Here is a 25,411-nt window from a genome sequence, read left to right as displayed (position 1 = left end):
GGGACGGCGGTGCCGTCCCCGGTCGTGCGCGCTGTGCGGCCGGCGGGCTCTGCTCGGGCCCGGTCGTGCTCGGGTCCGGCTCTGCTCGGACCCGACTGCGTTCGGGCCCGGCTCCGCTCGGCGCCGGTCGTGCTCAGCTCTGGTTGTAGAAGCCGGTGTCGTCCAGCGGGCGGTCGATCACCATGACCTCGACGTCCGCCGGGGTGAGCAGGAACACCCGGCGGGCGATCCGCTCGATGCCGCCGCGGGTGCCGAAGATCAGGCCGGAGGCGAAGTCGACCATGCGCTTGGCCTCGGCCTCCTCCATCTCGGTGAGGTCCATGACCACGGGCGTGCTGGCCCGGATGTGCTCGCCGACCGTCCGGGCGGCCTCGAAGCCCGTCGGCCGCAGGGAGACGATCTTCGTGGGAGCGGGGGAGGACGGTACTGTCTCCTGCTCGATCCACTCGTCGTCGTACACCGCGGCCGGGTAGTTCCCGGAGGGCATCAGCCACCCGTTGTGGTGCTCGTCGCGAAGTGCTCCCATGCCGCGCCTCCCTGCCTCGTTCCGTACAGGTCCCCCGGTGCGCGTGCCCTTTTGACACGTCATCCACTCGTCGGAACTGTCCGAGTATCGCACTGATCACCGGTCCCGTGCCCGCTCGCGACCCGTACGAGTCGTGCCGCGCCGGAAACCCGGGCGAACCCGGGCAACTGTTGCGACGCAGCGGAACGGCGGACGGTTGCGCGCGTAGACCATATCGGTCGCGGTCACCGCTTAATTGACCTTCTGTCAACAATGCGGGAACGATTTCACTCGCCGGTTGTGCCGTCCACCAGCTCCCGCAACAGGTCGGCGTGGCCGTTGTGCCGGGCGTACTCCTCGATCATGTGCACCAGGATCCAGCGGAGCGTCACCTGCTCACCCCGGCGGTCGCGCTTGCCCACCGTCTCCAGCGGCAGGCCCTCGCAGGCCGCGCGGGCCGCCGCGATCTGGGCCTGCCAGGTGGCGAAGTCCGCCTCGGCGTCGGCGGCGTCGACGAGGTCGAAGTCGCCGTCGGGGTGCTGCTCGCTCCAGTAGAGGCCACCGGGGCCGGTCTCCTCGCCGAGCAGGATGGCGCGGAACCAGAAGCGCTCCACCTCGGCCATGTGCCGGACCAGGCCGAGCAGGGAGAGCGAGGACGGCGGGACGGAGCGCAGCCGCAGCTGGTCGGCGCTCAGGCCCTCGCACTTGACGGAGAGGGTGGCACGGTGGAAGTCCAGCCAGGCGGTCAGCATGGCGGTCTCGTCCGCGGCGAACGGGGGCTCGGACCGGGTGGTGGCGGTCGTCACGGGGGTTGTCATGGCGGTCATCCTGGCGCAGGGGTACGGCGGAAGCCACCGATTAGCCGGCGGGGCGCGCGCGGCGCCGGGGTGCGGCGGGCCCGGCGGGCGCTCAGGCGGCGGTCGAGCGCCGCCGGGACGCGGCCCGCCAGAGCGAGACCAGGCTCACCACGACCAGGGCGGCGATCGCCCCGGCCGACACGAGGAACGCCGCCGACCCGGGCTCGCCCGCACTGGCCGCCGCCGTCACGTAGACCGCCGTGGTCGGGACGACGCCCAGCGCGGTCGCGGTCAGGAACGGCAGGAACCGTACGCCGGAGAAGGCCGCGCCGTAGTTGCCGGCCTGGAACGGCAGTCCGGGCAGCAGGCGCAGCAGCAGCACGCTGCGGAACCCCTGCTCGGTGAACCGCCGGTCCAGCGCGGTGAGCATCCGCCCGCGCAGATGGGGGCGCAGTGCCTCGCGTCCGAGCAGCCGCCCGAGCACGAAGGCCATCGCGGCTCCGAGCGTCGTCCCCAGCACGGCCAGCAGTACGCCCTGCTGGATGCCGAGCAGCAGGCCGGCCGCCGCGTTCAGCGCCGGCCGCGGCACGAAGGCGAGCGTCCCCACCGCGTAGACGGCGGTGAACGCGGGCGCCAGCCAGTACCCCGGCATCCCGGCGGGGAGCCCGCCGGAGAGCAGCGCCGTCGGGCTCCAGAGCAGCAGCGAGCCGGCCGCCGCCGCGAGGATCACCACCAGCAGGGCGAACCGCAGCCACGACGAGCGCAGCGGTGGGTGCGGGTCGGTGTCGGAGGGCTTCGGCGGGGCCGGCGCCACGGGCGTGGCGGCCGGTGCGGGCGATGCGGGGAGGGGCACGGCCCCGAGCCTAATCGGTGGGCCGTCGTGCCCCGGGGGCAGGTCCGGGGCACGACGGCCGGGCCGGCGGGCCCGGGGAGGGGACGTGCGGGGGCGGGGTCAGGCAGGCCCGGACGCGTCGGGGCGGGCCAGGAAGGCCAGCAGCCGCAACCAGGCCGTCCTGGCCGCTTCGGCGTGCTCGGCCTCGCCGCGCTCGAAGAAGTTGTGCGGCGCCCCGGGGAAGGTCGTGAACTCGTGCGGACAGCCGGCTTCGGTGAGCGCGGCATCGAAGGCGGCGACGGCGGCGGGTGGGATGTGTTCGTCGGCCCCGGCCCAGAAGGCGAGGACCGGGGCGGTGAGGCCGGGGGCGAGCTGGGTGGGGCCGGGGGCGCCGTTGAGGGCGTCGGGGTAGCCGTAGAAGCCGACCGCGCCGGCCAGGCCGAAGCGGGGGGCGGCGGCGCGGAACGCCTGGCGGCCGCCGAAGCAGAAGCCGAGCGCGACCACCTCGGCCGCGCCGGACTCCCGGAGACGGGTGACGCCTGCGGCGAGGTCGGCGTCGAGCCCGTCCGGGGTGAGGGCGAGCAGGTGCGGCAGCAGGTTCGGCAGTTCGCCGAATTCCGGGGCGCGCATTTCCGGCTCGGGTCCGGCGGTGCGGCCGTAATAGTCCAGGGCGAGCGCCGGGTGGCCCTGTTCGGCGAGCCGGACGGCGGTCTTCCGATAGAAACCGGAAAGGCCTTTGTTGTCGGGCAGGACGAGGACTCCCGGGCCGGTGGGGAATTCCGGCCTGGCCAGGAAGGCGGCGAACGCGGTGCCGTCGGCGGACCGCAGGGTCACCCGGGTGAACTCGGCGATCGCGCTGGTGGGAGGGGTGAAAGCAGGTGGCGCGGCATGGGCGTCATAGCACACGGGAAAGGACTCCACTGGTCGCGGAACTGCCGGGCGCGGGTGCGTCCGGCAGCTGGCGATATTAGTGCGGAAATCCTCTTCCGGATATGGATCATATCGCTCGGAGATTATTTCCGAAAGGCTATTTCGGTGACAATGCCGTCACGTTTTCGGCGGCCTTCTCCCGGGGGTCGGCGCCGCCCGGGAAGTCCGGCTCGGCGCGGCGCAGCGCGCCCGCGCTCAGCAGCAGGGCGAAGGCGAGGGCGGTGACCACCCCGAAGGAGACGGTGAGCGAGGTGGCCTGGGCGAGCCCGCCGACGATCGCGGGGGCGACCAGGCCGGAGGTGTAGGTGACGGTGGCGACGCCCGCGATGGCCTGGCTCGGGTTGGTGCCGATCCGGCCGGCGGCGGCGAAGGCCAGCGGCACGATCACCGCGATCCCGATGCCGATCAGCGCGAAGCCGGGAATGGCCAGCGCCGGACTGTCCGCGCCGACCACCAGCAGGCCGCCCGCAGTGGCCACGGCGCCGCCGAGCCTGGTCGCCCGGACGGCCCCGAGCCGGCGGATCGCCGCGTCACCGGCCAGCCGGCTGACCGCCATGGTGAGCGAGAACGCCGTGTAGGAGGCGGCCGCCAGGGTGGCCGAGGCGCCGGTGACGTCCTTGAGGTAGACGCCGCTCCAGTCCATCGACGCGCCCTCGGCGAACACCGCGCAGAAGCCGACCAGCCCGATCACCAGCGAACTGCGCGGCGGCAGCGCGAACCGCGGCGGTGCCTCGGCGCCGTCGGCGGCCCGGAAGTCGGGCAGCTCCCGGCAGACCGGTTGGGCCAGGGCGGTCAGCACCAGTGCGGTGACCAGCAGCTGGATCCGGGCGTCGAGGTCCTGGTGGGCGGCGAGGATGCCGAAGCCGGAGGCCAGCAGCCCGCCGACGCTCCACATGCCGTGCAGCCCGGACATGATCGAGCGGCCGAGCCGCTGCTCGATCTCGACGCCCTGCGCGTTCATCGCCACGTCCGCCATGCCGGCCGTCGCGCCGTAGACGAACAGCACCGCGCAGAGGGCGGGGAGCGAGGGGGCGAGGGCGGGCATGGTCAGTGTCAGGCACCAGAGGGTGAGGAGTCCGCGCACCGCGGCCCGCCCGCCGAAGCGGTGGACGAACCGGCCGGCCAGTGGCATCGCGAGGAACGAGCCGATGGCGGGCATCACCAGCGCCAGGCCCAGCTGGCCGGGGGAGAGGTCGAGGCGGTCCTGGATCCACGGGATCCGGGTGACGAAGGTGCCGCCGACGGCGCCGTGTACGGCGAACACCAGGGCGACGGCCGTCCGGGCCCGGCGGGGCCGCTCCAGCGGGCCGGGGCCGGCCGGGTCGTGGCGCGGAACTGCGGTCGGTGTGTCGGTCATCCGGTCTTCCCTCCCGGCCGCGCCGAGGCGCGGCGGTGCCCTGTGGGTGGTTTCCGCACACAGGTGTCCTGCCCCCATGTGCCCGGCGCGACCTGGTTCGTGTGCGGCGCCGCGGTTCGATAAATTATCAGGAAGGGACCCTGATAGAAACACTCTGGAAGGATGCGCTTCCATGACCATCGCGCGAACGGCCACGCCCAGCACCGCCCGGGCGATCAACGACCGGCTGGCGCTCGACCTGCTCCTCGACCAGGGACCGCTGACCGCGACCGAGCTGCGCGACCTCACCGGGCTCTCCCGGCCCACCGTCGCCGACCTGCTCGAACGCCTCCAGCGCGCCGGCCTGGTCGCCGTGGTCGGCGAACGCGGGGAACAGCGGCGCGGCCCCAACGCACGGCTCTACGCGCTGGTGGCCTCCCGGGCGCACATCGGCGCCATCGACGTCCGCTCCGGCGGCGTCAGCCTGGTCGTCGCGGACCTCGCCGGGCAGACGCTGGCGGCGGCGGACCTTGCCGTCGAGGGCAACGGCGAGAGCGGCACGGCGGCCCGGATCGTCCGGACCCTGCTCGACACCGCCCGCCGGTCCGGCGTCGAGCAGCTGCACACCGTCGCGGTCGGCGCCCCCGGCCTGGTCGACCCCGCCACCGGCCGGCTCAAGAGCACCGGCGCGCTGCCCGCCTGGCACGCCGAACTGCTCACCGCCCTGCGCGAGCTGCCCGGCACCGACGTCATCCTGGAGAACGAGGTCAACCTCGCCGGCCGCGCCGAGTACCGGACCGGTGCCGCCCGGGGCCAGGACACCTTCGTCCTGGTCTGGCTCGGCCACAGCGTCGGCGCCGCCGTGATCATCGACGGACGGCTGCGCCGGGGCGCCTCCGGCGGCACCGGCGAGATCTGCTTCCTGCCCGTGCCGGGCACCGTCGCCCTGCCCAGCGCCACCGACTGCGAGGGCGGCTTCCACGGCCTGGTCGGCAGCGCCGCCGTCTGCGCCCTGGCCCGCGCCCACGGCCTGCCGGCCGGCCCGGGCGACGACGCGGCCGCCGCCGAAGCCGCCGTCCGGGCCGCGCTCGACGCCCTCGGCGACGGGCAGCTGGGCGGGCCGTTCCTGGACGAGCTGGCCGGGCGGATCGCCGTCGGCACGGCCGCCGTCTGCGTCGTCCTCGACCCGGGCTGCGTCGTGCTCGGCGGCGAGATCGGCCGGGCCGGCGGCGCCGAGCTGGCCCGCCGGGTCGAGCGCCGGCTCGCCGGGCTCTCCCCGCTGCGCACCGAGGTCCGGGCCGGGACGGCCGGCGGCGGAGCGGTGCTCGGCGGCGCCGTCCTCACCGCCGGCGACGCCGTCCGGCGGGACCTCTTCGGCGAGCCGTAGCGAGCCGCCCGGCGGTCCCGGCTCGCCGGGACCGCCGGGCCGCGCCGCCACGGCGGGTGCTCCGCTTGGCCGAGCGGGCCCCCGGTGCGGCAGGATGGCGGCGACGGCCGGACCACCGCCGTCGCCCCCTGTGATACGGACGTGCTGCCGAAGACCGCCGTGACACCGGAGTCCGCCGTGCCACCGAACCACCGTCAGGAGTCGTACATGGGCCACCCCGAGGGACCGGTCAACCCGTACCGGATCGGTGAGGCGGCGGCGATGCTCGGCGTGAGCGCCGACACCATGCGGCGATGGGTGGACGCCGGCCGGGTCGCCGCCGAGCGGGACGAGCACGGCCACCGGATCATCCCCGGCACCGAGCTGGCCGCCTTCGCCCGGGAGCTGGCCCGCCCCGAGAACGCCGAGGCCGAGGGGCGGCCGTCGTCCGCCCGCAACCGGTTCCCGGGCATCGTCACCCACGTGGTGCTCGGCGACGTCGCCGCGCAGGTGGAGATCCAGGCCGGGCCGTTCCGGGTGGTCTCGCTGATCAGCCGGGAGTCGGCGGAGGAGCTCAACCTGGTGCCCGGGGCGCCCGCGACGGCGGTCATCAAGTCGACCAACGTGATGGTCGAAAGGCGCTGAGCCGGCTCCGCCGCTTCGGCCCGCCGACGCCCTGCGGCTCCCGGCCGCACGCCCCGCCGAGCACCCCCGACGCCCCGTAGACCCCCGACGCCCCGTAGACCCCCGATACCCCGCAGAGCCCCGCCGACGAGAGGACCGCCGCCCGATGCCCCATCCGCCACTGCCGTCCACCCAGAGCGCCGTGTTCGCGGTCGAGGCGATGGCCGCCCGGCACGGCCGCGAGGTCCGGGCCGGTCATGACATCGGCCGCGACCAGACCTTCGCCGGCCTGGTCGGCGTCGGCGGCGCCGACGGCGAACTCGACGAGATACCCCACGAGGCGCTGCTGGAGATCACCGGCCGGCCCGGGACCACCGTCCGGCTCTTCGTCCACGACGAGGCGGTGGTCACCGTCGAGAGCATCGCCTTCGACGTGCCGCGCGACAGCGTGCCGGCCTTCCTCGACTCGGTCTGGAGCGGCCTGGTCCAGGTCAGGCAGCGGACCTTCCCGCCGTCCTGCATGCTGATCGTCACCGTGCCGGGCGAGGCCCCCTACCGGGAGGCCGTCACCCACCAGCACCTCTCCCCGTGGCTCGCGGGGCTGATCCGGTGAACCCCGCCGGCCTGCCGAGCACTCCACCCGAGACCCCGACGAAGGCCCCGAGGACCGCCACCGCCGTGAACGCACCCATCCCCGCCGACCGCCGCCCCGTCCTCGCCGTCGCCCACCGCGGCGACCCCTACCGGTACCGCGAGAACACCCTGCCCTCCGTCGAGTCCGCGCTGACCGCCGGCGCCGACGCCGTCGAGGTCGACGTCCGGCTCACCCGCGACGGCGTGCCCGTCCTGCTCCACGACGAGACCCTCGAACGCCTCTGGGGGGACCCGCGCCCCCTGCGCCGGGTCACCCTCGACCAGCTGGACGAGCTGCGCGACGGCGACCTCGCCGTCCCCACCCTGGCCGAGGCGGTCAAGGCCGTCGCCGCCACCCCGGCCGCCCGGCTGCTGATCGACCTGGACGACCCGCACCCCGCCGCCGCCACCTGGCAGGCCGTCACCGGCCTCGGCGCCGAGCAGCGGGTCGCCTTCTGCGGCCCCGCCACCGCGATGCTCGCCGTCCGCGCCCTCGCCCCGGACGCCGAGATCGCGCTCACCTGGAAGCAGCCGCGGCTGCCCGCCCGAGCCCTGCTGGACGACCTCCGCCCGCGCTACCTCAACCCGCCGTTCGGCCTGGCCACCCCCGAGTTCACCGCCGCCGCCCACGACGCCGGGCTCGCCGTCTCCACCTGGACCGCCGACCTTCGCCGCACCATGCGCCGGCTGCGCGGGGCCGGCGTGGACTCGATCACCAGCAACCGGATCGGCGTGCTGCGCTCCGTCCTGGACGGCCCTCGGTGACCTCACCGGACGTCCTGGGCCCCCGCGCGCTCGGCCGCGCCCTGCTGGCCCGTCAGCACCTGCTCGACCGCGCCACCATGACGGCCGCCGACCTGGTCCGCCACCTCGGTGGCTCCAGGCCCAGGCCGCACCGCAGCCGCCCTACCTCGGCCTGCTCTGCCGGCTGGAGGGCTTCGCCGCCGAGGAGCTCACCGCGCTGATCGAGCAGCGCCGGGTCGTCCGGATCGCGCTCCAGCGCGGCACCATCCACCTGGTCACCGGGGACGACTGCCTGACCCTGCGTCCGCTCCTCCAGCCCCAGCTCGACCAGGGCCTGCGCGGCAGCTACGGCAAGCAGCTTGCGGGCCTCGACCTCGGCGCGCTCGCCGACGAGGCCCGCGCCCTGGTCGAGGAGGAGCCGCGCACCTTCCGGCAGCTCGGCCCGCTGCTCGCCGCCACCCGCCCCGACCGCGACCCGGCCGCGCTGGCCCAGGCCGCACGCTGCCGGCTGCCACTGGTGCAGGTCCCGCCGCGCGGGGTCTGGGGCCGCGGTGGCGGCGCCGCGCACACCACCGCCGAGCACTGGCTCGGCCGGCCCCTCGACCCGGCCCCCTCGCTGGACGACCTGGCCCTGCGCTACCTCGCCGCCTTCGGCCCGGCCACCGCTGCCGACCTGCAGAAGTGGTGCGGCCTCAGCCGGCTCGGCCCGGTGCTGAAGCGGCTCGCCCCGGGGCTGCTCACCTTCCGCGACGAGCACGGACGGCTGCTCTACGACCTGCCCGACGCGCCCCGGCCGGACCCGTCCGTCCCGGCCCCCGTCCGGCTGGTCGCCCCCTTCGACAACCTGGTGCTCTCGCACGCCGACCGCAGCCGCGTCCTGCCCGAGGAGTACCGGCACCGGCTGATGACGCAGAACGGCATCGTGCCCGGCATCCTGCTGGTGGACGGCCTGGTCGCCGGCAGCTGGCAGCTCGCGGAGGGCGGCCGGGGCGAGGAGCGCGCGGTGGTGATCCGCCCGTACGCGGCGCTGCGCCGGGCCGACCGGCAGGCGGCGGAGGCCGAGGCGCAGCGGGTGCTGGCCTTCGCGGGCGGCGGCGGGGCGGTCCGGTTCGAGGAGGCGGTGTAGCGCGGGCGTTCGAGCCTCGTGCGGGCGTACGAGGCCGGGATCCCGATGGGGTGAGGCTCCGGCGGTTCCTCCGTGTACGGCCGGGGCGCCGCCGCTTGAATCGACTCGCCCAGCAGCCGGCGGTGCCCGCACGGCGCCGCCCGTGAGAGTGGAGTCGACCGTGGCATCCGTACCCAACGGCACCTACAGCATCAGCAAGCCGAACGAGGAGTTGCTCTCCCTGGCGGGGGCCAAGGAGCTCGTGGTCCTCATCCCGCCGACCGAGGGCGAGCTGGAGGCGCAGTCGTGGGAGGTGGAGGAGCTGGACAACGGCAACATCGTGCTCCGCAACCAGCGGCACCGGTCCTTCGCGGGCTACGAGGGCTACCCGCAGGAGAACACCGAGGTCGTCGGCTCGCCCGAGGCCCGGGAGTGGGAGCCGCGCCCGGTGGGCGGTCAGGACGACTTCCGGTTCCACCTGGTCGTCCCCGGCGGGCCGGTCGAGGGCGAGGAGCTGGCTCTCGACATCAGTGTGCTGGACATCTTCCCCACCCGGATCGCGCTGCGACCGCTGGACGTCGACGACCGGCAGCAGGCCTGGGACTTCTTGATCCACCTTCCCTAGGCCCGGCCCGGCCCGGCTGCCCGGCCCGTGGGCGTTCGGGCCGGTGGTCCGGTGGCCGGTGGTCCGGGCTCTCCGGCGGGGCGGTCCGGTGCGAGGAGGCCGGACAGTGTGGGTGTTCGAGTTTCATGCGGGTGTGCGGGTGAATGAACCCGATGGGGTGAGGCTCCGGCGTTCCTCCGTGTACGGCCGGGGTGTCGCCGTTTGAATCGACTCGCCCAATAGTCGGCGGTGCCTGTGCGGCGCCGCCCGTCAGAGTGGAGTCGACCATGGCACCCGTACCGAACGGCGTCTACGCCATCAGCAAGCCACAGGAACAGCTGGTGACGCTCCTGGACCCGAAGGACCTCGCGGTCCTGCTGCCGCCCACCGGCAACCCCGGTGAGCAGGAGTGGGAGGTGCAGGGGCTCGACGACGGCAACGTGACCATCAAGAACCTCCGGCACGGGACGTACCTGACCTACGACAGCGACCCGAACATCAACGAGATGATCATGGGGAGCACCGAGCCCCGCCCGTGGGCGCTCTACCAGGCCGCGGAGCCGTTCTCCTTCCATGTCGTCGTCCCGGGCGGCCCGATCGAGGGGACCGAACTGGCGATGGACCTGAGCCTGCTGCGGATCTTCCCGCCGCGCCTCGCGCTGCGGCCGCTGGAGGTCAGCAACCAGCGGCAGGCGTTCCGGTTCAACTTCCACGAGTGACCGGCCGGGGTTGAGTGTCCCGAATGCCCGGACCGGTGGCGGCCGGCCCGGGCGTGCCGGGGCAAAACGGGCGATCAGTCAGATCATCTGCTGAGATGGGGCGAACGCGGACTGATCGGCCCAGGCGGAGGTGGAGATGTCGGGGGAGTCCGGAGAGGCCGGGGAGCCGGCGGAGCCCTCCTCCGGCAGTGATCCGGACGGTACCGCCCGCGAGCGCAGGCCGGACCACCGCAGGCCGTACCTGATGCTCCCGCCCCCGGTCCGGGCCGCGGCCGCCTGGTCGGTGGCGGGCATCCTCCTCATCACCGTCGCCTCGCTGGTCGTCTTCGCCCTGGTCGAACTGCGCGCCGCCACCGTTCCGGTGATCCTGGCGCTGCTCGGCACCTCGCTGCTCTACCCCGCGATGCCGTGGATGGTGCGGCGCGGGGCCGGCCGCGGACTGGCCGCAGGGCTCACCTGCGCCCTGCTGGTGGCCGCCGTCGGCGGGGTGATCGCCCTGCTGGTCAACTCGCTGGTGCACAGCGCCCCGCAGATCGCGGAGGCGCTCCCGCAGGCCGGGGACCGGCTCGCGAACTGGCTCGGCCCGTTCGGCGAGAAGATCCGCCACGCCCTGGACAACGCCAAGGGCGAGACCAGCTCGCTGGTCTCCGCGCTCACCAACGGCGTGCTCTCCGGGCTCGGCCTCGCCACCCAGATCGCCACCGGCGGCGTCCTCGCCCTCGCCCTGGTCTTCTTCTTCCTGCGGGACGGCCACCGCACCCCCGACGCCGTCCGCTCCTACCTGCCGGCCCGCACGGCCGAGACGGTCGTCGCCTGCGCCGAGCGCGCCTTCGAGGCGATGGCCGGCTTCATGCGCGGCACCACGCTGATCGCCCTGATCGACGCCTTCTTCATCACCGTCGGCCTGCTGCTGCTCGACGTCCCCGGCGCGCCCGGGCTCGGCGCACTGGTCTTCATGGGCGCCTACATCCCGTTCGTCGGGGCCTTCCTCTCCGGGACGGTCGCCGTGCTGGTCGCGCTCGCCGAGGGCGGGCTCGGTACGGCGCTCTGGGCGCTCGGCGTGGTGCTCGCCGTCCAGATGATCGAGGGCAACGTCCTCCAGCCGCTGATCCAGAGCCGCACCGTCGAGCTGCACCCGGCCACGATCATGGTCGCCGTGGTGGCGGGTTCAGGCATCGCGGGCATCCTCGGCGCCCTGCTCGCCGTGCCGGTCTGCGCCGCCGGCCTCGGTGTCGTCTCCGTCCTGCGCGGCGAGATCGGCCGCTCCCGCCCGGGTGGCCGGCGCGGCGCGACGGCCGGGCGGGCATCCGACCAGGAGCAGGAACCCGTGCAGGAGTAGCCGGGCCGGCCGGCGCTTGTCCTGCGGGCGGCGCGTGTGCGAGAGTGCTAATGCGACGGAAGTCGTGATAGCACTGAAGGGGGATGCGCATGACGTTCGAGAGGTTCCCGGTGTCGGACGGCCGGGCCGGGCCGTACGGGGTCGCGATCGGGCCGGACGCCGCGGTCTGGTTCACGCTGGTGCACGCGGGGGAGATCGGGCGGCTGGCGGCGGACGGGACGGTGCGGCGGTTCGGACTGGGGGCGCCGGAGTGCGGGCCGTCGGTGATCGCGGCGGGGCCGGACGGTGCGCTCTGGTTCACCCGGATGCGGGACCACCGGATCGGGCGGATCGACGCGGACGGCCGCGCGCGGTCGTTCGACCTGCCGGCGGAGGGCGCCGGGCCGTTCGGGATCGCCGCGGGGCCCGACGGCGCGCTCTGGTTCACCGAGCTCGCCGCCGGCCGGATCGGCCGGATCACGGCGGACGGCGAGGTGACGGAGTATCCGCTGCCGGTGGCCGGCGCCTACCCGTCGATGATCACCGCCGGGCCGGACGGTGCGCTCTGGTTCACCCTCAACCAGGCCCACGCCGTCGGCCGGATCACCCTCGGCGGGGAGGTCACGGTGCATCCGCTGCCCACCGAGGGGGCCGCGCCCGTCGGCATCACCGCGGGCGGTGACGGCGCGCTCTGGTGCGTCGAGATCGGCGCCGGCCGAGTCGCCCGGATCGCCGTCGACGGCACGGTGACCGAGTACCCGCTGCCCGACGAGGCCGCCCGCCCGCACGCCGTCGCGGCCGGTCCGGACGGGCGCCTCTGGTTCACCGAGTGGGCCGGCAACCGGATCGGCTCGCTCACCCCGGGAGGCGGCTACGAGGGGTACGGGCTGCCGGTCGAGGGCGCGGAGCCGCACGGCATCGCCGTCGGGCCGGACGGCGCCGTGTACGCGGCGCTGGAGATCGGCGAGATCGTCCGCCTGGCGGTCTGAGCCGGCGGGCCGGTCACGGGGCCTGGGTGCCGTACCGGTCGGCGAGCTCGCGGACGGTCGCCGCGAGGCGGGACCGCAGCGCGGGTGGTTCGAGGACCTCCACGTCGGCGCCCAGCTTCAGGAACTCGCCGTGGGCGTGGTCGAGCGACTCGATCGGCACGGCCGCCCTGGTCCAGCCGTCCGCCTCCACCACCCCGCCCTCCGCGACCGCCCGGCCCGCCGCGTGGCCGAGTAGTTCGCGGACCCGGGCGGCTCCGCGCGGCGACAGCCGCACCACCGCCTCCGCGGTGTGCAGCCGCGCGTGGAAGTCGGCGAGCCGGTCCCGCCAGTGGGCGGCCAGATCGAAGCCCGCCGGTGGCTCGAAATGCTCCTCCAAGGGGTGCAGCTCAAGGATCTGGTCGACCCGGTAGGTGCGCGCGCTGCCGCCGCCCGCGCCGCCGCCCGCGCCGGCGACCAGGTACCAGCGGCCGGCCTTGAGGACCAGTCCGTACGGTTCCAGCCGCCGCTCGACCTCGGTGGGCGCCTTCCACCGCCGGTAGCGGACCCGTACCGCGTGCCGGCCCCAGACCGCGGCGGCGACGGCCGCCAGGTGCGGCGTCTCGTCCATGTTCCCGTACCAGCCGGGTGCGTCGAGGTGGAAGCGCTCCTGGATCCGCCCGGCCTGCTCGCGCAGCTCCGCCGGGAGGGCGGCCCGCAGCTTGAGCTCGGCGGCGGCCAGCACCTCGCCGAGGCCCAACTCGGCCGCCGGGCCGGGCAGCCCGGCCAGGAAGACGGCCTGCGCCTCATCGGCGGTGAGCCCCGTCAGCCGGGTGCGGTACCCGTCGAGCAACTGGTAGCCGCCGCCGTGCCCGGCGTCCCCGTAGAGCGGGATGCCGGCCGCGGCGAGCGCCTCGACGTCCCGGTAGACCGTCCGGACGGAGACCTCCAGCTCGTCGGCGAGCTGATGGGCGGTCATCCGCCCCCGGTTCTGCAGGAGCAGGAGCAGCGAGATCAGTCGGCCGGCGCGCATGGCTGCCAGTATTCACTTCCGCTGACAGGAGATGACAGTGGAGCGGCTCTGGCCTGCAGGGCGTGAACGACTTCGCCCGTTGCCGGACCTCTCGGCACACCTGAAGTCCGCACCGTGGCAGTTGCGGCTCGCGCCGGTGCCGCGGCGCCCCTGCCCGCAGGCCCCGGAGGAGTGACCGTCCGACGGCGTCGGTGAACCCTGTCAGGGGGTGGACGGCTCGGCGCAGAGGTCGGCGGCGAGGGCGCAGAGGGCGGCGCGGTCCGGGCGGCCGGTCTTGGCGAGCAGGTTGGCCACGTGCTTCTCGACGGTGCGCGGGGAGATCGAGAGCCTGCTGGCCAGCTGCTGGTTGCCGGGGCGGTCGGTGAGCAGGACGAACACCTCGTACTCGCGCAGGGTCACGCCGAAGGTGCGCAGGCGGGCCGGGACGGCGTCGCGGCCGCCGCGGTGCTGGGCGACGCTGGCGCCGGCGCGGCGCAGCAGCGACCGGCAGGCGGCGGCCACCGGCTGGACCTCGGCGGCGTGGAAGTACTCCTCGGCGGTGCGCAGCCAGGCCACCGGCTCGCCCCAGCCGTCGGCGAGCGCGGCCTCGGCGGTGAGCCGCAGTGCCAGGTGGTGGGCGAGCGGGAAGGGGGCCGCCGCCGCGCGGGCCTCGGCGAGGGTGCGGGCGGCGTCCTCCGGGCGGTGCTCACGGCCGAGCAGCACGGCCTCGGCGAAGAGCAGGAACTGGCGGTTCCAGGCGAGCCCGGCGGCGGGGGCGGTGGTGGCCGGCGCGAACTCGGTGCGCGTCCAGGCGCCGGTCACGACCTCCAGCAGCGGGTGCAGGCCGTGCCGGCCGGCCAGGTAGAAGACGCTGGGGTGGTCGAGCTCCCAGGCGAGGCCGGCGGCCAGTTCGGCGCGGGCGCGGGTGCGGTCCTCGGCGAGCAGGGCGCCGACGGCCCGGCAGAGGCCGTAGCGCAGCGGCACCAGGAACGACTCCTCGCCGCCGGCCTGCCGGAACCGCACCAGCTCGCGCTCCATCTCGCGGCCGCGGCCGCGGTGGGCGGCCAGGGTGGCGGAGCCGAGCAGCAGGTAGCGGTGGGCGGCGAGGTTGTGCAGCCGGGCGGTGGCGTCGAGGCAGCGATCGATGATCTCCTGGGCGGCCGGCCAGTCGCCGCGCAGCACGGCGTTCATGGCGAGCAGGCCGTCCAGGGTCTGGGTGAGCACGATCGCGCCGAGCCCGGCGGCGGCCTCCCGGGCGTGGGCGAGGCGGGTGCCGTCGCCGGTGCGCATGAAGGCGTTGGCGCCGAGGCGGAGCAGTGCCTCGACGCGCCAGACGGGGAGGGCGTGCGACTCGGCGACGGCGAGCATGCGTTCCAGACAGGCGTCGGCGTCGTCGAAGCCGCGTTCGCGGGCCAGCAGGGCGAGCAACTGCCAGGCCTGGCAGGCGACGACCGGCAGGCCGGCGCGTTCGGCGACCTCGGCGGCGCGGCGGGCCAGGCGCTCGGTCTCGGCGGGGGAGACGCGGTCGGGGGCGTGGTGGTCGGGGAGGAGGGCCAGGTGGCCTTCGACCACCACGAGGGCGGCGTCCTGCTCGGGGCGCGGGTGCGCGCCGGTGAGGGCACGGGCGGCGGCGACCTGCGCGGAGGCCTCGGCGGTGCGCTCGGCCATCACCGCCGCCCACGCGAGCCGGGTGTGCAGCTCGATCCGGCGCTCGACGGCGGGGTGCCGGGTGTCCGGCGCCGGGGCCGGCACCGACGGGAGCGTGCGGGCCAGCTCGAACGCCCGGTCCAGCCGGCCGGACTCGGCCAGTGCCGGCAGCAACTGCTCGGTGACGGCGGCCCGTTCGGCACCCCCGGCCAGCTCGTGCGCGCGCTCCAGCAGCACCACCGCCGAGCCGGCCGCGCCGGCCTCCAGCAGCCGGCGGCCGGCCTCGGCGAAGTGCACCGCGGCGCCCGCCCGGTCACCGCCGGCCAGCAGCAGGGAGGCGACCAACTGGCGCCGCTCGTCGCCGAGTTCTGGGTCTGCTCGCAGGATCTCCCGGGCCGCCCGGCGGGCCACGGCGGCTCGCTCGGCGGGGGCGAGAGCGGCGGTGACGGCGTCGGCGGTGAGCGTGTGCCGGAACGCGTAGCGGTCGGGGGCGGCGCCGTCGGGCACGATGACGTTGGCCTCGGAGGCGGACCGCAGGTGGCTGAAGAGCGTCCGGTCGTCGTGGCCGGTGATCAGCTGGACGGTGGCGACCGAGAACCGGCTGCCCAGGGTGGCGGCGGTGAGCAGGAGTTCGCGCACCGGCGGGTCCAGCTGGTCGATCCGCCGGCCCCAGCTGCGGACGATGGTGCTGGGCACGGCGGTACAGAGGTCCCCGGCCACCTCCCAGCCGTCGCCCGCGCGGCGCAGTGCGCCGGAGGTCAGCATGTCGGAGAGCAGTTCCTCGATCAGGTAGGGGCAGCCGTCGCCGCGTTCGGCCAGCTGCTCCAGGGCGGCCGCGGGCACCTCGGCGACCTCGGTCTCCAGGATCGCGGCGGCCATCGCCCGCACGTCGGCCGGTGGCAGCGGCCGCAGTTCGGCGACGGTCGCGGCCCGCCGGCGCTCGGCGGCCCGGACCAGGTCCAGCGCCGGGCCGGGCTCCGCGCGCAGCGTGCCGACCAGCAGGACCGGCAGGCCGGCCAGGTTGTCGACCAGGTACTCCAGGACGGCGACCGTCTCCGCGTCGGTGTCGTGCAGGTCCTCCAGCAGCAGGACGCAGCACTGATCCCGGCCGAGGACGGCGAGCAGCCGCAGCAGCGCCTCGGCGAGTTCGACCACCGTCTCGGGGTAGCCGGCCGCCCCCGCCGGCTCGCTGCGCCACTCGGGCACCAGCCGGGCCAGGGCCGGGCGGTAGGGGGCGAGCTCGGGGTCGGCCGGGGTCCCGGCGGCGCGGAAGCGGGAGGAGAGTGCCTCGATCAGCGGCCGGAACGGCGTGACGGTCAGCGTGGAGGAGCCGCGGCCGCGCAGCACCGGGAGCCCGAGCCCGTAGGCCTGGTAGGCGCATTCGCCGACCAGCCGGGACTTGCCGATCCCGGCCTCGCCGAGCAGGAAGACCGCTTGCCCGGACTGTTGGCGGGAGGCCGCGAGCGCGCTGCCGAGCAGGCCGATCTCGGCCGCCCGCCCGATGGTGATCGACGAAGTGGTGCGCATGGCCGCAGGCTACTTGACGGTCTGTCGGATCTGTAGGGTGGAGAATCGGCCACGAAGTGTCCACCGTGCCATTGCGGGATGGTTACCGTACGACCACATTCGTGGCGGTGGCCTCCGGTTCACCGCCGGGACCGCCACCGGGAGGCTGCCCGGTCCCCGGTGGCGGTCCGGCCGGGCGGGCGCGTGCGCGGGGCACGCGTCGTCCGGGAGCCGGCGATGGATTCGTTCCGGGCCGGTCAGGCCGGGACGGTCATGGTCGGGAACTCGAAGGCGGGCGCCGTGGTGCCGCCGGAGGCGAGCAGCTGGGAGCGGAGGCCCAGGCCGCCGCCGGCCCGCAGCCGGATCTCGCCGGCGGGGTGGTCGGCCGCCTCGTCGGGTCGGCCGGTCGCGTGCTTCCGGCTGGGCGTCAGGTCGGTGTCGCGCATGTGCTCAGGTACTCCCATTCGTCGTTGGACCGGGTGTTGGCAGGTGGAAACCGGGCGGGCGGCAACGCCCGCCCGCCGCACCGCACCGTACCGGGTCCGGGCGGACCGCGGACGGTGGTGCGGTCAAAGGGCGGGCGGCGGAGCCGGGAGCCGGGGGCGGAGCAGCAGCGCGGGCGGCACCTGTTCGGGGAAGCCCAGCCGCAGCAGCCCGTGCCCGATTCCGGCCAGGCCGGTGAGCAGGCCGGGGTGCGGCACGTGGTCCGGGGTGCCGCAGCGCGGGCCCTCCTGGTCGACCCCGGCCAGCAGCGCGGCCGCCCGCCGCACCCACGGCGTCCGCCCGTACGCCGGCCCGCCGCGGCCGAGCAGCTCCAGGACGCCGAGCTCGCCGTGGCAGAGGCTCTGGTCGGGCAGCGGCGCGGCGCGCGCGGTGTTCCGGACGGCGCGCGGGAGCCAGTCGGCGAGCTGTGGGTCGGCCTGCGCGCCCGGGCTGTCGGCCACCGCGAGCGCGATGCCGGGGCGGCCGCGGCACCACGACGCCTCGCGGGCGCGCCCGGTGGTGGCGGCGTGCAGTGCGGCCAGGCCGGCCCGGTGGTGCGGGCCGTCGGCCGTCTCGCCGGCAGCCCGCGCGTACCGCAGCAGCGCCCAGCCGGTGCCCGCCGCGCCGTGGGCGAAGCCGGGGCCGGCGGGCAGGGGCGCCGCGGCGAGCCGTTCGGCGCAGCGGGCGGCGGCGCGCAGGGCCTCCGCCCGGCCGGAGGCGGCGTGGACGGCGAGCAGCGCGGCCAGGCCGCCGGCGGTGCCGCTGTGCACGCCGGTGTCGCTCTCGCGTTCGGCGGCGGCCGCGGTGAGCGCCACCGCCGGGCCGGTCCACTGCCGGATCAGCGGGTCGTCCAGGGCGCGGGCGATCTCGGTGAGCGCGTACGCGATGCCGCCCAGCCCGGCGAACGCGCCGGAGCCGACGGCGGCCGGGTGGTCGGGGTGCGCGCCGAGCAGGTCGAGCAGGCCGGGGACGGGCGCGAGCGCGCGGCGGGCGACCTCGGCGTAGCGGTCGGAGCCGGTGAGCGCGGCCAGTTGGGCGAGGAAGAGCGCGGTGCCGGTGTACCCGCCGGCCAGGTCGGCGCCGAGCGGGCGGACCCGCCAGTACCGGTCGGCGAGCAGCTCCAGGCCGAGCCAGTTGGTACGGGTGCGCCCCCGGTACGCGGCGGCGACCAGCTGGTCGCCGACACCGCGGGCGGCGGCCAGCAGCTGCTCGGGCTCGGGCGCGGTCGCCCAGACGTTCTCCGGCACCGGGCGGCCGGGGCGGTGTGCGGGCGCGGTGGCGGCGCCCGCCATCGCCGCCCGGATGATCCACTCCTGGTCCTTGCGGTCCACCCCGCCGAGGGCGGCGAGTTTGGCCTCGGCGCGGGACAGTCCGGTTTCGGCCAGTTCGCCGGGGAGCCGGCGGCCGCCGGACGTCCACAGGTCGCGGCTGCCGGGGCGGGTGGTGAAGAGCGGGACGTCGCCGGCCCGGAGGTCGGCGAGCTCGTGGCCGGCGAGGCCGGGCCGGCCGGGGTCGGCGACGGCGTCGGTGCGCAGCAGCTCCAGCACCGCCCCCCGGGCCGCGGCGTCGCCCAGTACGTCCGGGTGGGTCGACTCGTCCAGCAGCCGCGCGTACACCCGGGTGGCGCGCGGCACCACCCGCACCTCGTCCTCGGCGAAGGAGTGCAACAGTCCCTGTGGGCCGCTGAGTTGGCCGCGGCCGGCGGCGAGCGCGGCGTACCCGGCGCGGAATCCGGCCACCAGCGCCTCGGTGTACGCGGCCGGGTCGGCGGGGGTGCCGTCCAGCCGGGGCCGGTTGCGGGCCTCGCCGAACGGGCGGGGGCGTCGCACCAGCCGCATCTCGTCGGTGCCGGCTCCCGCCCAGTCCACGCCCTCGACCGGGGAGGTCGCCCGCCGGCCGCCGCCGATGCCGGAGACGTCCACGGCGCCGTCGTCGCCCAGCAGCAACTGCGGCAGCAGACCGACCCGGTGGACCGACTCCTCCAGCGCGCGGGCGGCCGGGTCCTCCGCCGGTCCGGCCTGCGCCGGCGGGTGGAACAGCGTCTCCACGTCGACCAGGACGGGGTGCTCCCCGCAGGCGACCACGTTCTCGAAGTGCAGGTCGGTGCCGTCCAGCACGTGCAGCAGCGCCAGCAGCGCGCCCTGGCGCCGGTAGAACCGCTCCACCTCGAACGGGGTGCGGCAGGGCCGGGCCTCGGCGAACTCCGTCCAGCCGTGGCCGCCGCGGTCCAGCAGCCCGAGCGCGCGCAGCCGGGGCACGTCGGGCTGGGCGTTGAACCAGCCGAGCAGCGCGTTGAAGTGCCGGTGCGCGGCGGGCGGCCGGGGCCGGTACGCGACGGCGGCTCCGTTCGCGAAGTGCAGCACCGCGACGGCGCGGCCGCGGCGGTGGCGGTCGCCGGCCTCGGAGTCGACGGCCACCAGCGCGCCGGGGTCGGTGCCGCCGAGCAGGGCGGGAACCAGCAGCGGGCGGTCGGCGGCGAAGCGGGAGAGCAGCTCGGCCTGCGCCTCGGCGGCGTCCAGGCAGGCCTGGGCGAGCAGCTGGGCGAGCACCGGGTAGGCGCGCACCAGCACGGCGAGGCCGTCGCGCCGGGCGGTGAGGGCCAGGAAGGAGCGGAACCGGTCCTGCGGGGTGGCACCGCTCAGCCAGCCGGCCGCGCGGGCGGTGTGCAGCTCCAGGACCAGGGTGCGCGCCGCGATCCGGCTCAGGCGGGCGGTGAGGCGGGCGGTGAAGCCGGCGCGCAGGGCGGGCAGGTCGAGGTGGGCGGTGGTCTCCAGCGTCGCGCAGAGCCGGACCAGGGCGCGCTCGGCGAAGGGCGCCAGGACCAGGCCGAAGCCGGTGAGACCCGGGTAGGCGGCCCGCGGCACGATCGGGCGGACGGGCGCCGCGGCGACGGCGGCCTCGGCGAAGGCGGCCCACTCGGGCCGGCCGGCCGGAAGGGGCCGGCCGGGCGTCAGGGCCCGTTCCCACCACGGCGCGCAGGCGGCGGCCCCCGTGAGCCGGAGCCGAGCCGGCCGGGGCTGCGCCGGCGGCCGCGACGGGCCGGGTACCGCCACGCGGCTGGGGGCGTCACCGGGCACCGGAGGGCGCTGAGCCGTGGCGGCCGGGGCTGCGGCCGGTGCGACCGGGCCCTGAACCGGTGCGCCACCCCCGTCGGGGCGTGCTCTTCGCACGGCGTTCACCTCAGCCACCACCGCACCTCCGATGCCGGGAGAGGGCAGCGCTGCCGTCGAAGACGCCGCCCTCGGGCCGATCCTTGCGCTGCCGTGGCCACCGGGGCATGGGGGGCAGGCCCCCATCTTTGCGGTGGCCTGCCCGCATCATCTGGGGTGTGCGGGCCGTCGTCCCGCGGTGCGCGGGCCGGAGGGTCAGCGCCGGGCGACCAGCAGCTGGGTGGCCACCGCCGGCCGGCCGTTCATGGTGCGCACCGGCAGCTCGCGCTCGGCGACCGGTTCGAAGGCGCCGAGCAGCTCGTCCAGCCACTGCCGGGTGTGGTGGCGGCAGACCGCGCCGTCGCTGGTCTCGAACACCCCGTACCGGCCGTACCGTTCGGCGAACTCCGCGTAGCGGTCGCGGTTGCGCGCGTCGGGCTGGAGGCAGAGGTCGCTGACGTGGAGCAGGCCGCCCGGCCGCAGCACCCGGTGCAGCTCGGCGACCAGGGCGCGCTGGCCGTCGTCGCCCGGCACGCAGGTGAGGACGGCGAACAGCAGCGCCGCGTCGAGGGTGCCGTCCGGGTGGGCGAGCCGCGGGGGGTCGGTCAGCACGGTGAACCGGGCGGCCGGCTGCTCGGCCCGGGCGCGGGCGACGAGGCTGGGCGCGACGTCCACGCCCTCGACGTCCGTGAAGCCGAGCGCGGCCAGCTCGCCGGCGAGGCGGCCGTAGCCGCAGCCGTAGTCGAGGACGGCCGCGCCGCGGTCGAGGCGCGCCAGCCAGTCCGGGTGGAGCGGGTGCCCGAAGGTCTTCGCCGTCCCGGTGGAGTTCCAGTAGTCGGACTGGTTGTCGAGAGCAGGCATGTCCCGATCATCGCACGCCCGTTCGCGCAGCGGGGTACGGCCGAGCGGGGGTGGGGCCGGGGCCGAGCGGGGGTGGCCCACGGCCGCGCGGGGTGGCTCAGGGCCGAGCGGTGGCGGGAGAGGCCGGCCGGGGGCGGTGGGCCGTTCGGCCCTTGTCCGGTCCGCAGCGGTGCGGGGATCGTGATCGCCGTGCGGGTGTGTGCGCGGGGTGCGCCGAGGGCAGACGTGGCAGGACGTGAAAGTACGGAAATCTGCGTGATGGGACGGGAGAGGCCGGAGATGGGCGAGTTGGTCACGGTGCAGGTGCGCGAGGGGATGTCGGGAGGCGCCGCGGGCGACGCCAGGGCCCGGATCGCGGCCGTGGTGAGCGGGGCCGACGCCCTGGTCGAGGCGCCGCGGGTGCGGGTCGGACCGGTCGGTGGGGTCGCCGTGCTGGCGCAGGTCAACGCCGAGGTGGACGGCCGGCGGATCCGCGTCCAGGAGGCCGCCGCCGACCTCGGCGAGGCGCTGGACCGGCTGGCCGACGGGCTGCGCGGCCGGATCGCGGCCGTCACCTCCGGCTGGACGCCCAGGCCCTGGCCGCACCGGATGCGTGGCCGGGGGCTGCTCGGCGCGGTCGCCGCGCAGGGCGCGCCGCGGGGCGAACGTTCGCTCGTGCGTGTGGGCGCGGGCCCGGTCGGGGCCGATCCGTGCACCGAAATCCCGCACGGCGCCCGGGCGGAGCGGATCGTCCGTCGCAAGGCGGCCGCCCTGGTGTGGTGCTCGCCCGACGCGGCGGCCCGGACCATGGACGCGATGGACTTCGACATCCACCTGTTCACCGACCCCGCCACCGAGACCGACGCCGTGGTCTACCGGGTCGGCCCCACCGGCTACCGGCTGGCCCGCACGGTGGCCGCCGCTCCGCCCACCGGCCCGGCCGTGCCGCTCACCGTCAGCCCCTGCGGCGCGCCGGAGCTGACCGAGGACCAGGCCGTGGCGCGGCTCTCCGGGGCCGACCTGCCCTTCCTCTTCTTCGCCCAGCCCGGCACCCGCCGCGGCCGGGTGCTCTACCGGCGCTACGACGGCGGGCTCGGCCTGATCGCGGCCGCCCCGTGACCGGCGAGGCCGGCCCGCCCGGCCCGCTGCCGGACGGCGTGGCCCCGCCGCGCCACCTGGTGCCGATCGGACGCGCCGAGGCGCTGCGGCTGCTGGGCGGAGCGCCGTTCGGCCGGATCGTGTTCACCGCGCGGGCGCTGCCGGCCGTCCGGCCCGTCAACCACGTGTTGGTCGACGACACGATCGTCATCCGCACCCACGACGCTGCGGCCCTGAGCGCGGAGGCACTCGGGGCGGACGCGGCCGGCGTCGTGGTCGCCTACGAGGCGGACGCCATCGACCCGTCGACCCACCTGGGCTGGAGCGTGGTCGTGACCGGCTACGCCCGCCCGGTCACCGACCCGGACCGACTGACGCGCTACCGGGCACTGCTGCGCCCCTGGGTGGCGGGCGCGATGGAGCACATGGTGGCGATCCGGCCCGACCTGGTCACCGGCCACCGGCTCACCGAGGGCGCCGCCGGGGCCGGGTAGCGGCCCCGCGGCCGCACCGGCACGGGCGGGGGAGTCCGGGCGAACTCCCCGGCCCGCGCTCCGGCATGCCGGGACACCGCCAGGGCCGGGAAGGCCGTCCACGCGGCCTCGGCGGCATCCTCGGCCGCGGTCACGTCCATCACCACCGCCAGCCGCGGTCACGCCCCGGCCTGACCGTGGATCAACGCCCCCGGACGGCGCTCAATGGGGTCGTTCGGCCCTGGGGCGCGGCGGCCCGGTCGGGGATGATGCGGTGGGCCCGCAGCAGGTGCGTGCCGGGCACGAGGAAGGTGGAGTCGCGCGATGGCGAGCAGTACGGCGGGCGCGCAGGCACCGGTCAGGGTGTTCCTGCTGGACGACCACGAGGTGGTGCGCCGCGGCGTCCACGACCTGTTGGACGGCGAACCGGACCTCGAGGTGGTCGGCGAGGCCGCCACCGCGGAGCAGGCGCTCGTCCGGGTGCCCGCGCTGCGCCCCGACGTCGCCGTCCTGGACGTGCGGCTCGGCGACGGCGACGGTGTGGCCGTCTGCCGTGAACTGCGCTCACGCATGCCCGACCTGGCCTGTCTGATGCTCACCTCCTTCGACGACGAGGAGGCGCTGCTCGACGCCGTCATGGCGGGCGCCGCCGGGTACGTCCTCAAGCAGATCAGCGGCACCGACCTGGTCGCGGCGGTGCGCACCGTCGCCTCCGGCCGCTCGATGCTCGACCCGGGTGCGGCGACCCGCCTGCTCAACCGCCTGCGCAGCGATGCGGCGGCGGCACGACCGGTGCCGCGCGGGCCGGAGCTGACCGCGCGCGAGCAGGAGGTGCTGGCGCTGATCGGCGAGGGACTGACCAACCGGCAGATCGGCGAGCGCCTCTACCTCGCCGAGAAGACGGTGAAGAACCACGTCTCCCGGCTGCTGGCCAAGCTGGGCGTGGAACGGCGCGTCCAGGCCGCACTGATCGCCACCGAGCTGCGCCGCTCCGCGGCCCCGCAGCCGGCCCACCCGCGGACGCCCGGCGGCCTGCGCGGCTGAACCCGCCGGGGGACGCACGGCGGTCCGGGTGGCCGGACCCGGCTGCGGACGCCCGGCTGAACCCGCGCGCGTCCCGGCCCCGTTCCCCGAGTGGACAGGATCACCGGCGCCCGGCCCACACGGGCCGCCGGCCCGCCGTCAGCAGCGGCCACAGCGGCTCCGTTTGTCGGATGACCCGCCGTCCGGGATATTGGATCATGGTCCCGACGGGACCGGTTTCCCAGGTGACGGAGAGTCAGGGGCGTTTCTGATGACGCGGGTTGGATTTGTGCGTGCGCTGGCCGTGGCCGCGACCGGTGTGGTGGTCGTGGCCACGGGGGCGACGGGGGCCGTGGCGGCGCCGGCGGCAGCGGCGGTGCCGGACACGGCCGGGGTGCGTGCCGCCCTGCAGGGAACGGTGAACGCCGGGGCGCCGGGTGCGTTCGCGGTGATCAGGGATCACGGCGGTGCGGAGACCAAGGTCTCGCTGGCGGTCGGCAAGGCCGATCTGGACGGGACGCCGATCAACTCCGACCTGCGGTTCCGGGTCGGCAGCAACAGCAAGATGTTCGCCGCGGTCCTGGTCATGCAGCTTGCCGAGCAGGGGCGGATCGACCTGGACAAGCCGCTGCGGGACTACCTCCCGGCCGGCACGCTGCCGGAGGGCTGGACGATGACCGGCCGTCAGGTGATGGAGCACCGCGCCGGCATCTACGACCACACCAACGACCTCCTGGAGCAGGCCGGCGAGGAGACCACCAGCGCCTTCGAGGCGCGCATCCGCCACAACGTCTACGACCCCGCGAAGCTCGTGGCGATGTCGGTCGCGCACGGCGTGCAGTACACGCCCGGATCGCGCTACTCCTACTCGAACACGGACTTCGTGCTGATGGGCCTGGCGGTCGAGCACCTCACCGGCCGGCCGTACGCGGAGGTGCTGCGCGACGCGATCATCGATCCGCTGGACCTGAGCCGCACCTCCTTCGAGGTGCCGGACGAGGAGATCGAGGGGCGGCACGTCACCGGCTACCTGACCAACGACGACCGTTCCAAGCCGCTGCTGGACTCCACCGAGCAGACCGCCTCCTGGGTGTGGAGCGCCGGCGGGGTCGTCTCCTCCGCCCGCGACATGGACCGCTTCCTCACCGCGCTGATGGCCGGCAGCGCCGGCGGGCTGGTTTCGGACGCCTCGCTGAAGCAGATGACCAGCGTGCTCCCCACCCCCACCGCGAAGATCAGCTACGGGCTGGGGCTGCGGCAGATCGCGCTCTCCTGCGGCAACGTGTTCGGCCACGGCGGGATCGTCCAGGGCTTCCAGACCCAGTCGTTCGCGACCCCGGACGGCCGCCGCAGCGTCGTCGTCTTCGCCAACGCCTCCAACAACGGCGCCGTGACCCAGGGTCTGATGAACGTGCTGGAGCCGGCCTTCTGCGGCAAGCAGCCCGCCCCCGCCGCCGCGCCCCGCACCCTGACCTCGCAGGGGGGCGGCGGCGAGCAGCAGAGCGGCGTGGCGCCCCGCGACCTCCTCCCCGTCGTGGAGGACACCCGCATCTGACCCGTCCCGGCGGTGGGCACGCGGGGCGCACTCCGGCGTCCCGCGTGCCACCCGTGGGTTCTACTGATCCCCGCAACACCCTGGAGTTCAGGGGTTGCGGGGATCATGGATTTTGAGGCGCTGAAGACGAGGTTCTTCGAGGCGTTG

Annotated in this window: 23 protein-coding genes; 13 read left to right on the top strand and 10 right to left on the bottom strand. The window is 75.8% G+C overall.

Translation table 11 applies throughout. The features are described from left to right. Positions 1-133 precede the first annotated feature (133 nt). The 5 genes from ACZ5WK_RS36400 to ACZ5WK_RS36380 form a co-directional block, all read right to left on the bottom strand. Positions 134-526 (bottom strand): cell division protein SepF, encoded by a 393-nt coding sequence (locus tag ACZ5WK_RS36400; protein ID WP_465554207.1) that lies wholly within the window; start codon positions 524-526, stop codon positions 134-136. Positions 527-792: 266 nt separating this feature from the next. Next, a complete protein-coding gene (locus ACZ5WK_RS36395; RefSeq protein WP_465554205.1) occupies positions 793-1,323 on the bottom strand; it encodes a DinB family protein in 531 nt (176 codons plus the stop codon). Positions 1,324-1,414: 91 nt separating this feature from the next. Beyond that, positions 1,415-2,155, bottom strand: coding sequence for a TVP38/TMEM64 family protein (locus tag ACZ5WK_RS36390; protein WP_465554203.1), 741 nt, complete (start codon positions 2,153-2,155; stop codon positions 1,415-1,417). 99 nt (positions 2,156-2,254) lie between these two features. Beyond that, positions 2,255-3,040, bottom strand: coding sequence for a dienelactone hydrolase family protein (locus tag ACZ5WK_RS36385; RefSeq protein WP_465554201.1), 786 nt, complete (start codon positions 3,038-3,040; stop codon positions 2,255-2,257). A 121-nt stretch (positions 3,041-3,161) separates the two neighbouring features. Continuing rightward, positions 3,162-4,421 carry an MFS transporter gene (locus ACZ5WK_RS36380; protein WP_465554199.1) on the bottom strand — a complete coding sequence of 420 codons (1,260 nt, stop codon included), beginning with the start codon at positions 4,419-4,421 and terminating at the stop codon, positions 3,162-3,164. A gap of 172 nt (positions 4,422-4,593) precedes the next feature. Between ACZ5WK_RS36380 and ACZ5WK_RS36375 the strand changes: the two genes are divergently transcribed. The 9 genes from ACZ5WK_RS36375 (at position 4,594) to ACZ5WK_RS36335 (ending at position 12,502) form a co-directional block, all read left to right on the top strand. Then, complete coding sequence (locus ACZ5WK_RS36375; RefSeq protein ID WP_465554197.1) at positions 4,594-5,787, top strand: ROK family transcriptional regulator; 1,194 nt, start codon at positions 4,594-4,596, stop codon at positions 5,785-5,787. A 207-nt stretch (positions 5,788-5,994) separates the two neighbouring features. After that, positions 5,995-6,411, top strand: a complete 417-nt coding sequence (locus ACZ5WK_RS36370) for a TOBE domain-containing protein (protein WP_465554250.1) — start codon at positions 5,995-5,997, stop codon at positions 6,409-6,411. Positions 6,412-6,556: 145 nt separating this feature from the next. Further along, positions 6,557-7,003, top strand: coding sequence for a hypothetical protein (locus tag ACZ5WK_RS36365; RefSeq protein ID WP_465554195.1), 447 nt, complete (start codon positions 6,557-6,559; stop codon positions 7,001-7,003). A 65-nt stretch (positions 7,004-7,068) separates the two neighbouring features. Further along, positions 7,069-7,788: a glycerophosphodiester phosphodiesterase gene (locus tag ACZ5WK_RS36360; protein ID WP_465554193.1), complete on the top strand. Its 720-nt coding sequence runs from the start codon at positions 7,069-7,071 to the stop codon at positions 7,786-7,788. 151 nt (positions 7,789-7,939) lie between these two features. Further along, positions 7,940-8,893 carry a winged helix DNA-binding domain-containing protein gene (locus ACZ5WK_RS36355; RefSeq protein ID WP_465554248.1) on the top strand — a complete coding sequence of 318 codons (954 nt, stop codon included), beginning with the start codon at positions 7,940-7,942 and terminating at the stop codon, positions 8,891-8,893. A 160-nt stretch (positions 8,894-9,053) separates the two neighbouring features. Next, complete coding sequence (locus ACZ5WK_RS36350) at positions 9,054-9,497, top strand: hypothetical protein (protein ID WP_465554191.1); 444 nt, start codon at positions 9,054-9,056, stop codon at positions 9,495-9,497. A gap of 266 nt (positions 9,498-9,763) precedes the next feature. Next, on the top strand, positions 9,764-10,195 hold the full coding sequence (locus ACZ5WK_RS36345) for a hypothetical protein (protein ID WP_465554189.1): 432 nt from the start codon (positions 9,764-9,766) through the stop codon (positions 10,193-10,195). Positions 10,196-10,439: 244 nt separating this feature from the next. Continuing rightward, on the top strand, positions 10,440-11,534 hold the full coding sequence (locus tag ACZ5WK_RS36340) for an AI-2E family transporter (protein ID WP_465554246.1): 1,095 nt from the start codon (positions 10,440-10,442) through the stop codon (positions 11,532-11,534). Positions 11,535-11,623: 89 nt separating this feature from the next. Then, positions 11,624-12,502 (top strand): Vgb family protein, encoded by an 879-nt coding sequence (locus ACZ5WK_RS36335; RefSeq protein WP_465554187.1) that lies wholly within the window; start codon positions 11,624-11,626, stop codon positions 12,500-12,502. 13 nt (positions 12,503-12,515) lie between these two features. Here the strand turns inward: ACZ5WK_RS36335 and ACZ5WK_RS36330 are convergent, their stop codons facing one another. From ACZ5WK_RS36330 to ACZ5WK_RS36310, 5 genes are all read right to left on the bottom strand, one after another. Continuing rightward, positions 12,516-13,511, bottom strand: a complete 996-nt coding sequence (locus ACZ5WK_RS36330; RefSeq protein WP_465554185.1) for a helix-turn-helix transcriptional regulator — start codon at positions 13,509-13,511, stop codon at positions 12,516-12,518. Between the two features lie 201 nt (positions 13,512-13,712). Beyond that, positions 13,713-16,664 (bottom strand): helix-turn-helix transcriptional regulator, encoded by a 2,952-nt coding sequence (locus tag ACZ5WK_RS36325; protein WP_465554183.1) that lies wholly within the window; start codon positions 16,662-16,664, stop codon positions 13,713-13,715. A 236-nt stretch (positions 16,665-16,900) separates the two neighbouring features. Then, entirely contained in the window at positions 16,901-17,089 is a 189-nt protein-coding gene (locus tag ACZ5WK_RS36320) for a hypothetical protein (RefSeq protein ID WP_465554181.1), read from the bottom strand. Between the two features lie 123 nt (positions 17,090-17,212). Beyond that, positions 17,213-20,203 carry a type 2 lanthipeptide synthetase LanM family protein gene (locus ACZ5WK_RS36315; RefSeq protein WP_465554179.1) on the bottom strand — a complete coding sequence of 997 codons (2,991 nt, stop codon included), beginning with the start codon at positions 20,201-20,203 and terminating at the stop codon, positions 17,213-17,215. 288 nt (positions 20,204-20,491) lie between these two features. Further along, a complete protein-coding gene (locus tag ACZ5WK_RS36310; RefSeq protein ID WP_465554177.1) occupies positions 20,492-21,136 on the bottom strand; it encodes a class I SAM-dependent methyltransferase in 645 nt (214 codons plus the stop codon). A gap of 279 nt (positions 21,137-21,415) precedes the next feature. On the opposite strand from ACZ5WK_RS36310, the gene ACZ5WK_RS36305 reads away from it, so the two are divergent. The 4 genes from ACZ5WK_RS36305 to ACZ5WK_RS36290 all read left to right on the top strand — a co-directional run bounded on the left by ACZ5WK_RS36305 (position 21,416) and on the right by ACZ5WK_RS36290 (position 25,264). After that, positions 21,416-22,234, top strand: a complete 819-nt coding sequence (locus ACZ5WK_RS36305; RefSeq protein ID WP_465554175.1) for a sigma 54 modulation/S30EA ribosomal C-terminal domain-containing protein — start codon at positions 21,416-21,418, stop codon at positions 22,232-22,234. Then, positions 22,231-22,707, top strand: coding sequence for a pyridoxamine 5'-phosphate oxidase family protein (locus tag ACZ5WK_RS36300; protein ID WP_465554173.1), 477 nt, complete (start codon positions 22,231-22,233; stop codon positions 22,705-22,707). The genes ACZ5WK_RS36305 and ACZ5WK_RS36300 overlap by 4 nt, the downstream gene beginning before the upstream one ends. Before the next feature lie 303 nt (positions 22,708-23,010). Beyond that, the gene (locus ACZ5WK_RS36295; protein ID WP_465554171.1) at positions 23,011-23,730 is read left to right on the top strand and encodes a response regulator; all 720 of its coding nucleotides are present in this window, start codon (positions 23,011-23,013) and stop codon (positions 23,728-23,730) included. A gap of 268 nt (positions 23,731-23,998) precedes the next feature. Next, positions 23,999-25,264, top strand: coding sequence for a serine hydrolase domain-containing protein (locus tag ACZ5WK_RS36290; RefSeq protein ID WP_465554169.1), 1,266 nt, complete (start codon positions 23,999-24,001; stop codon positions 25,262-25,264). Positions 25,265-25,411: the final 147 nt, after the last annotated feature.

Source organism: Kitasatospora sp. NPDC032757, from assembly GCF_055579305.1.
The sequence above is the reverse complement of the archived record's forward strand: the minus strand, read 5'-3'. Positions and strand labels throughout refer to the sequence as shown.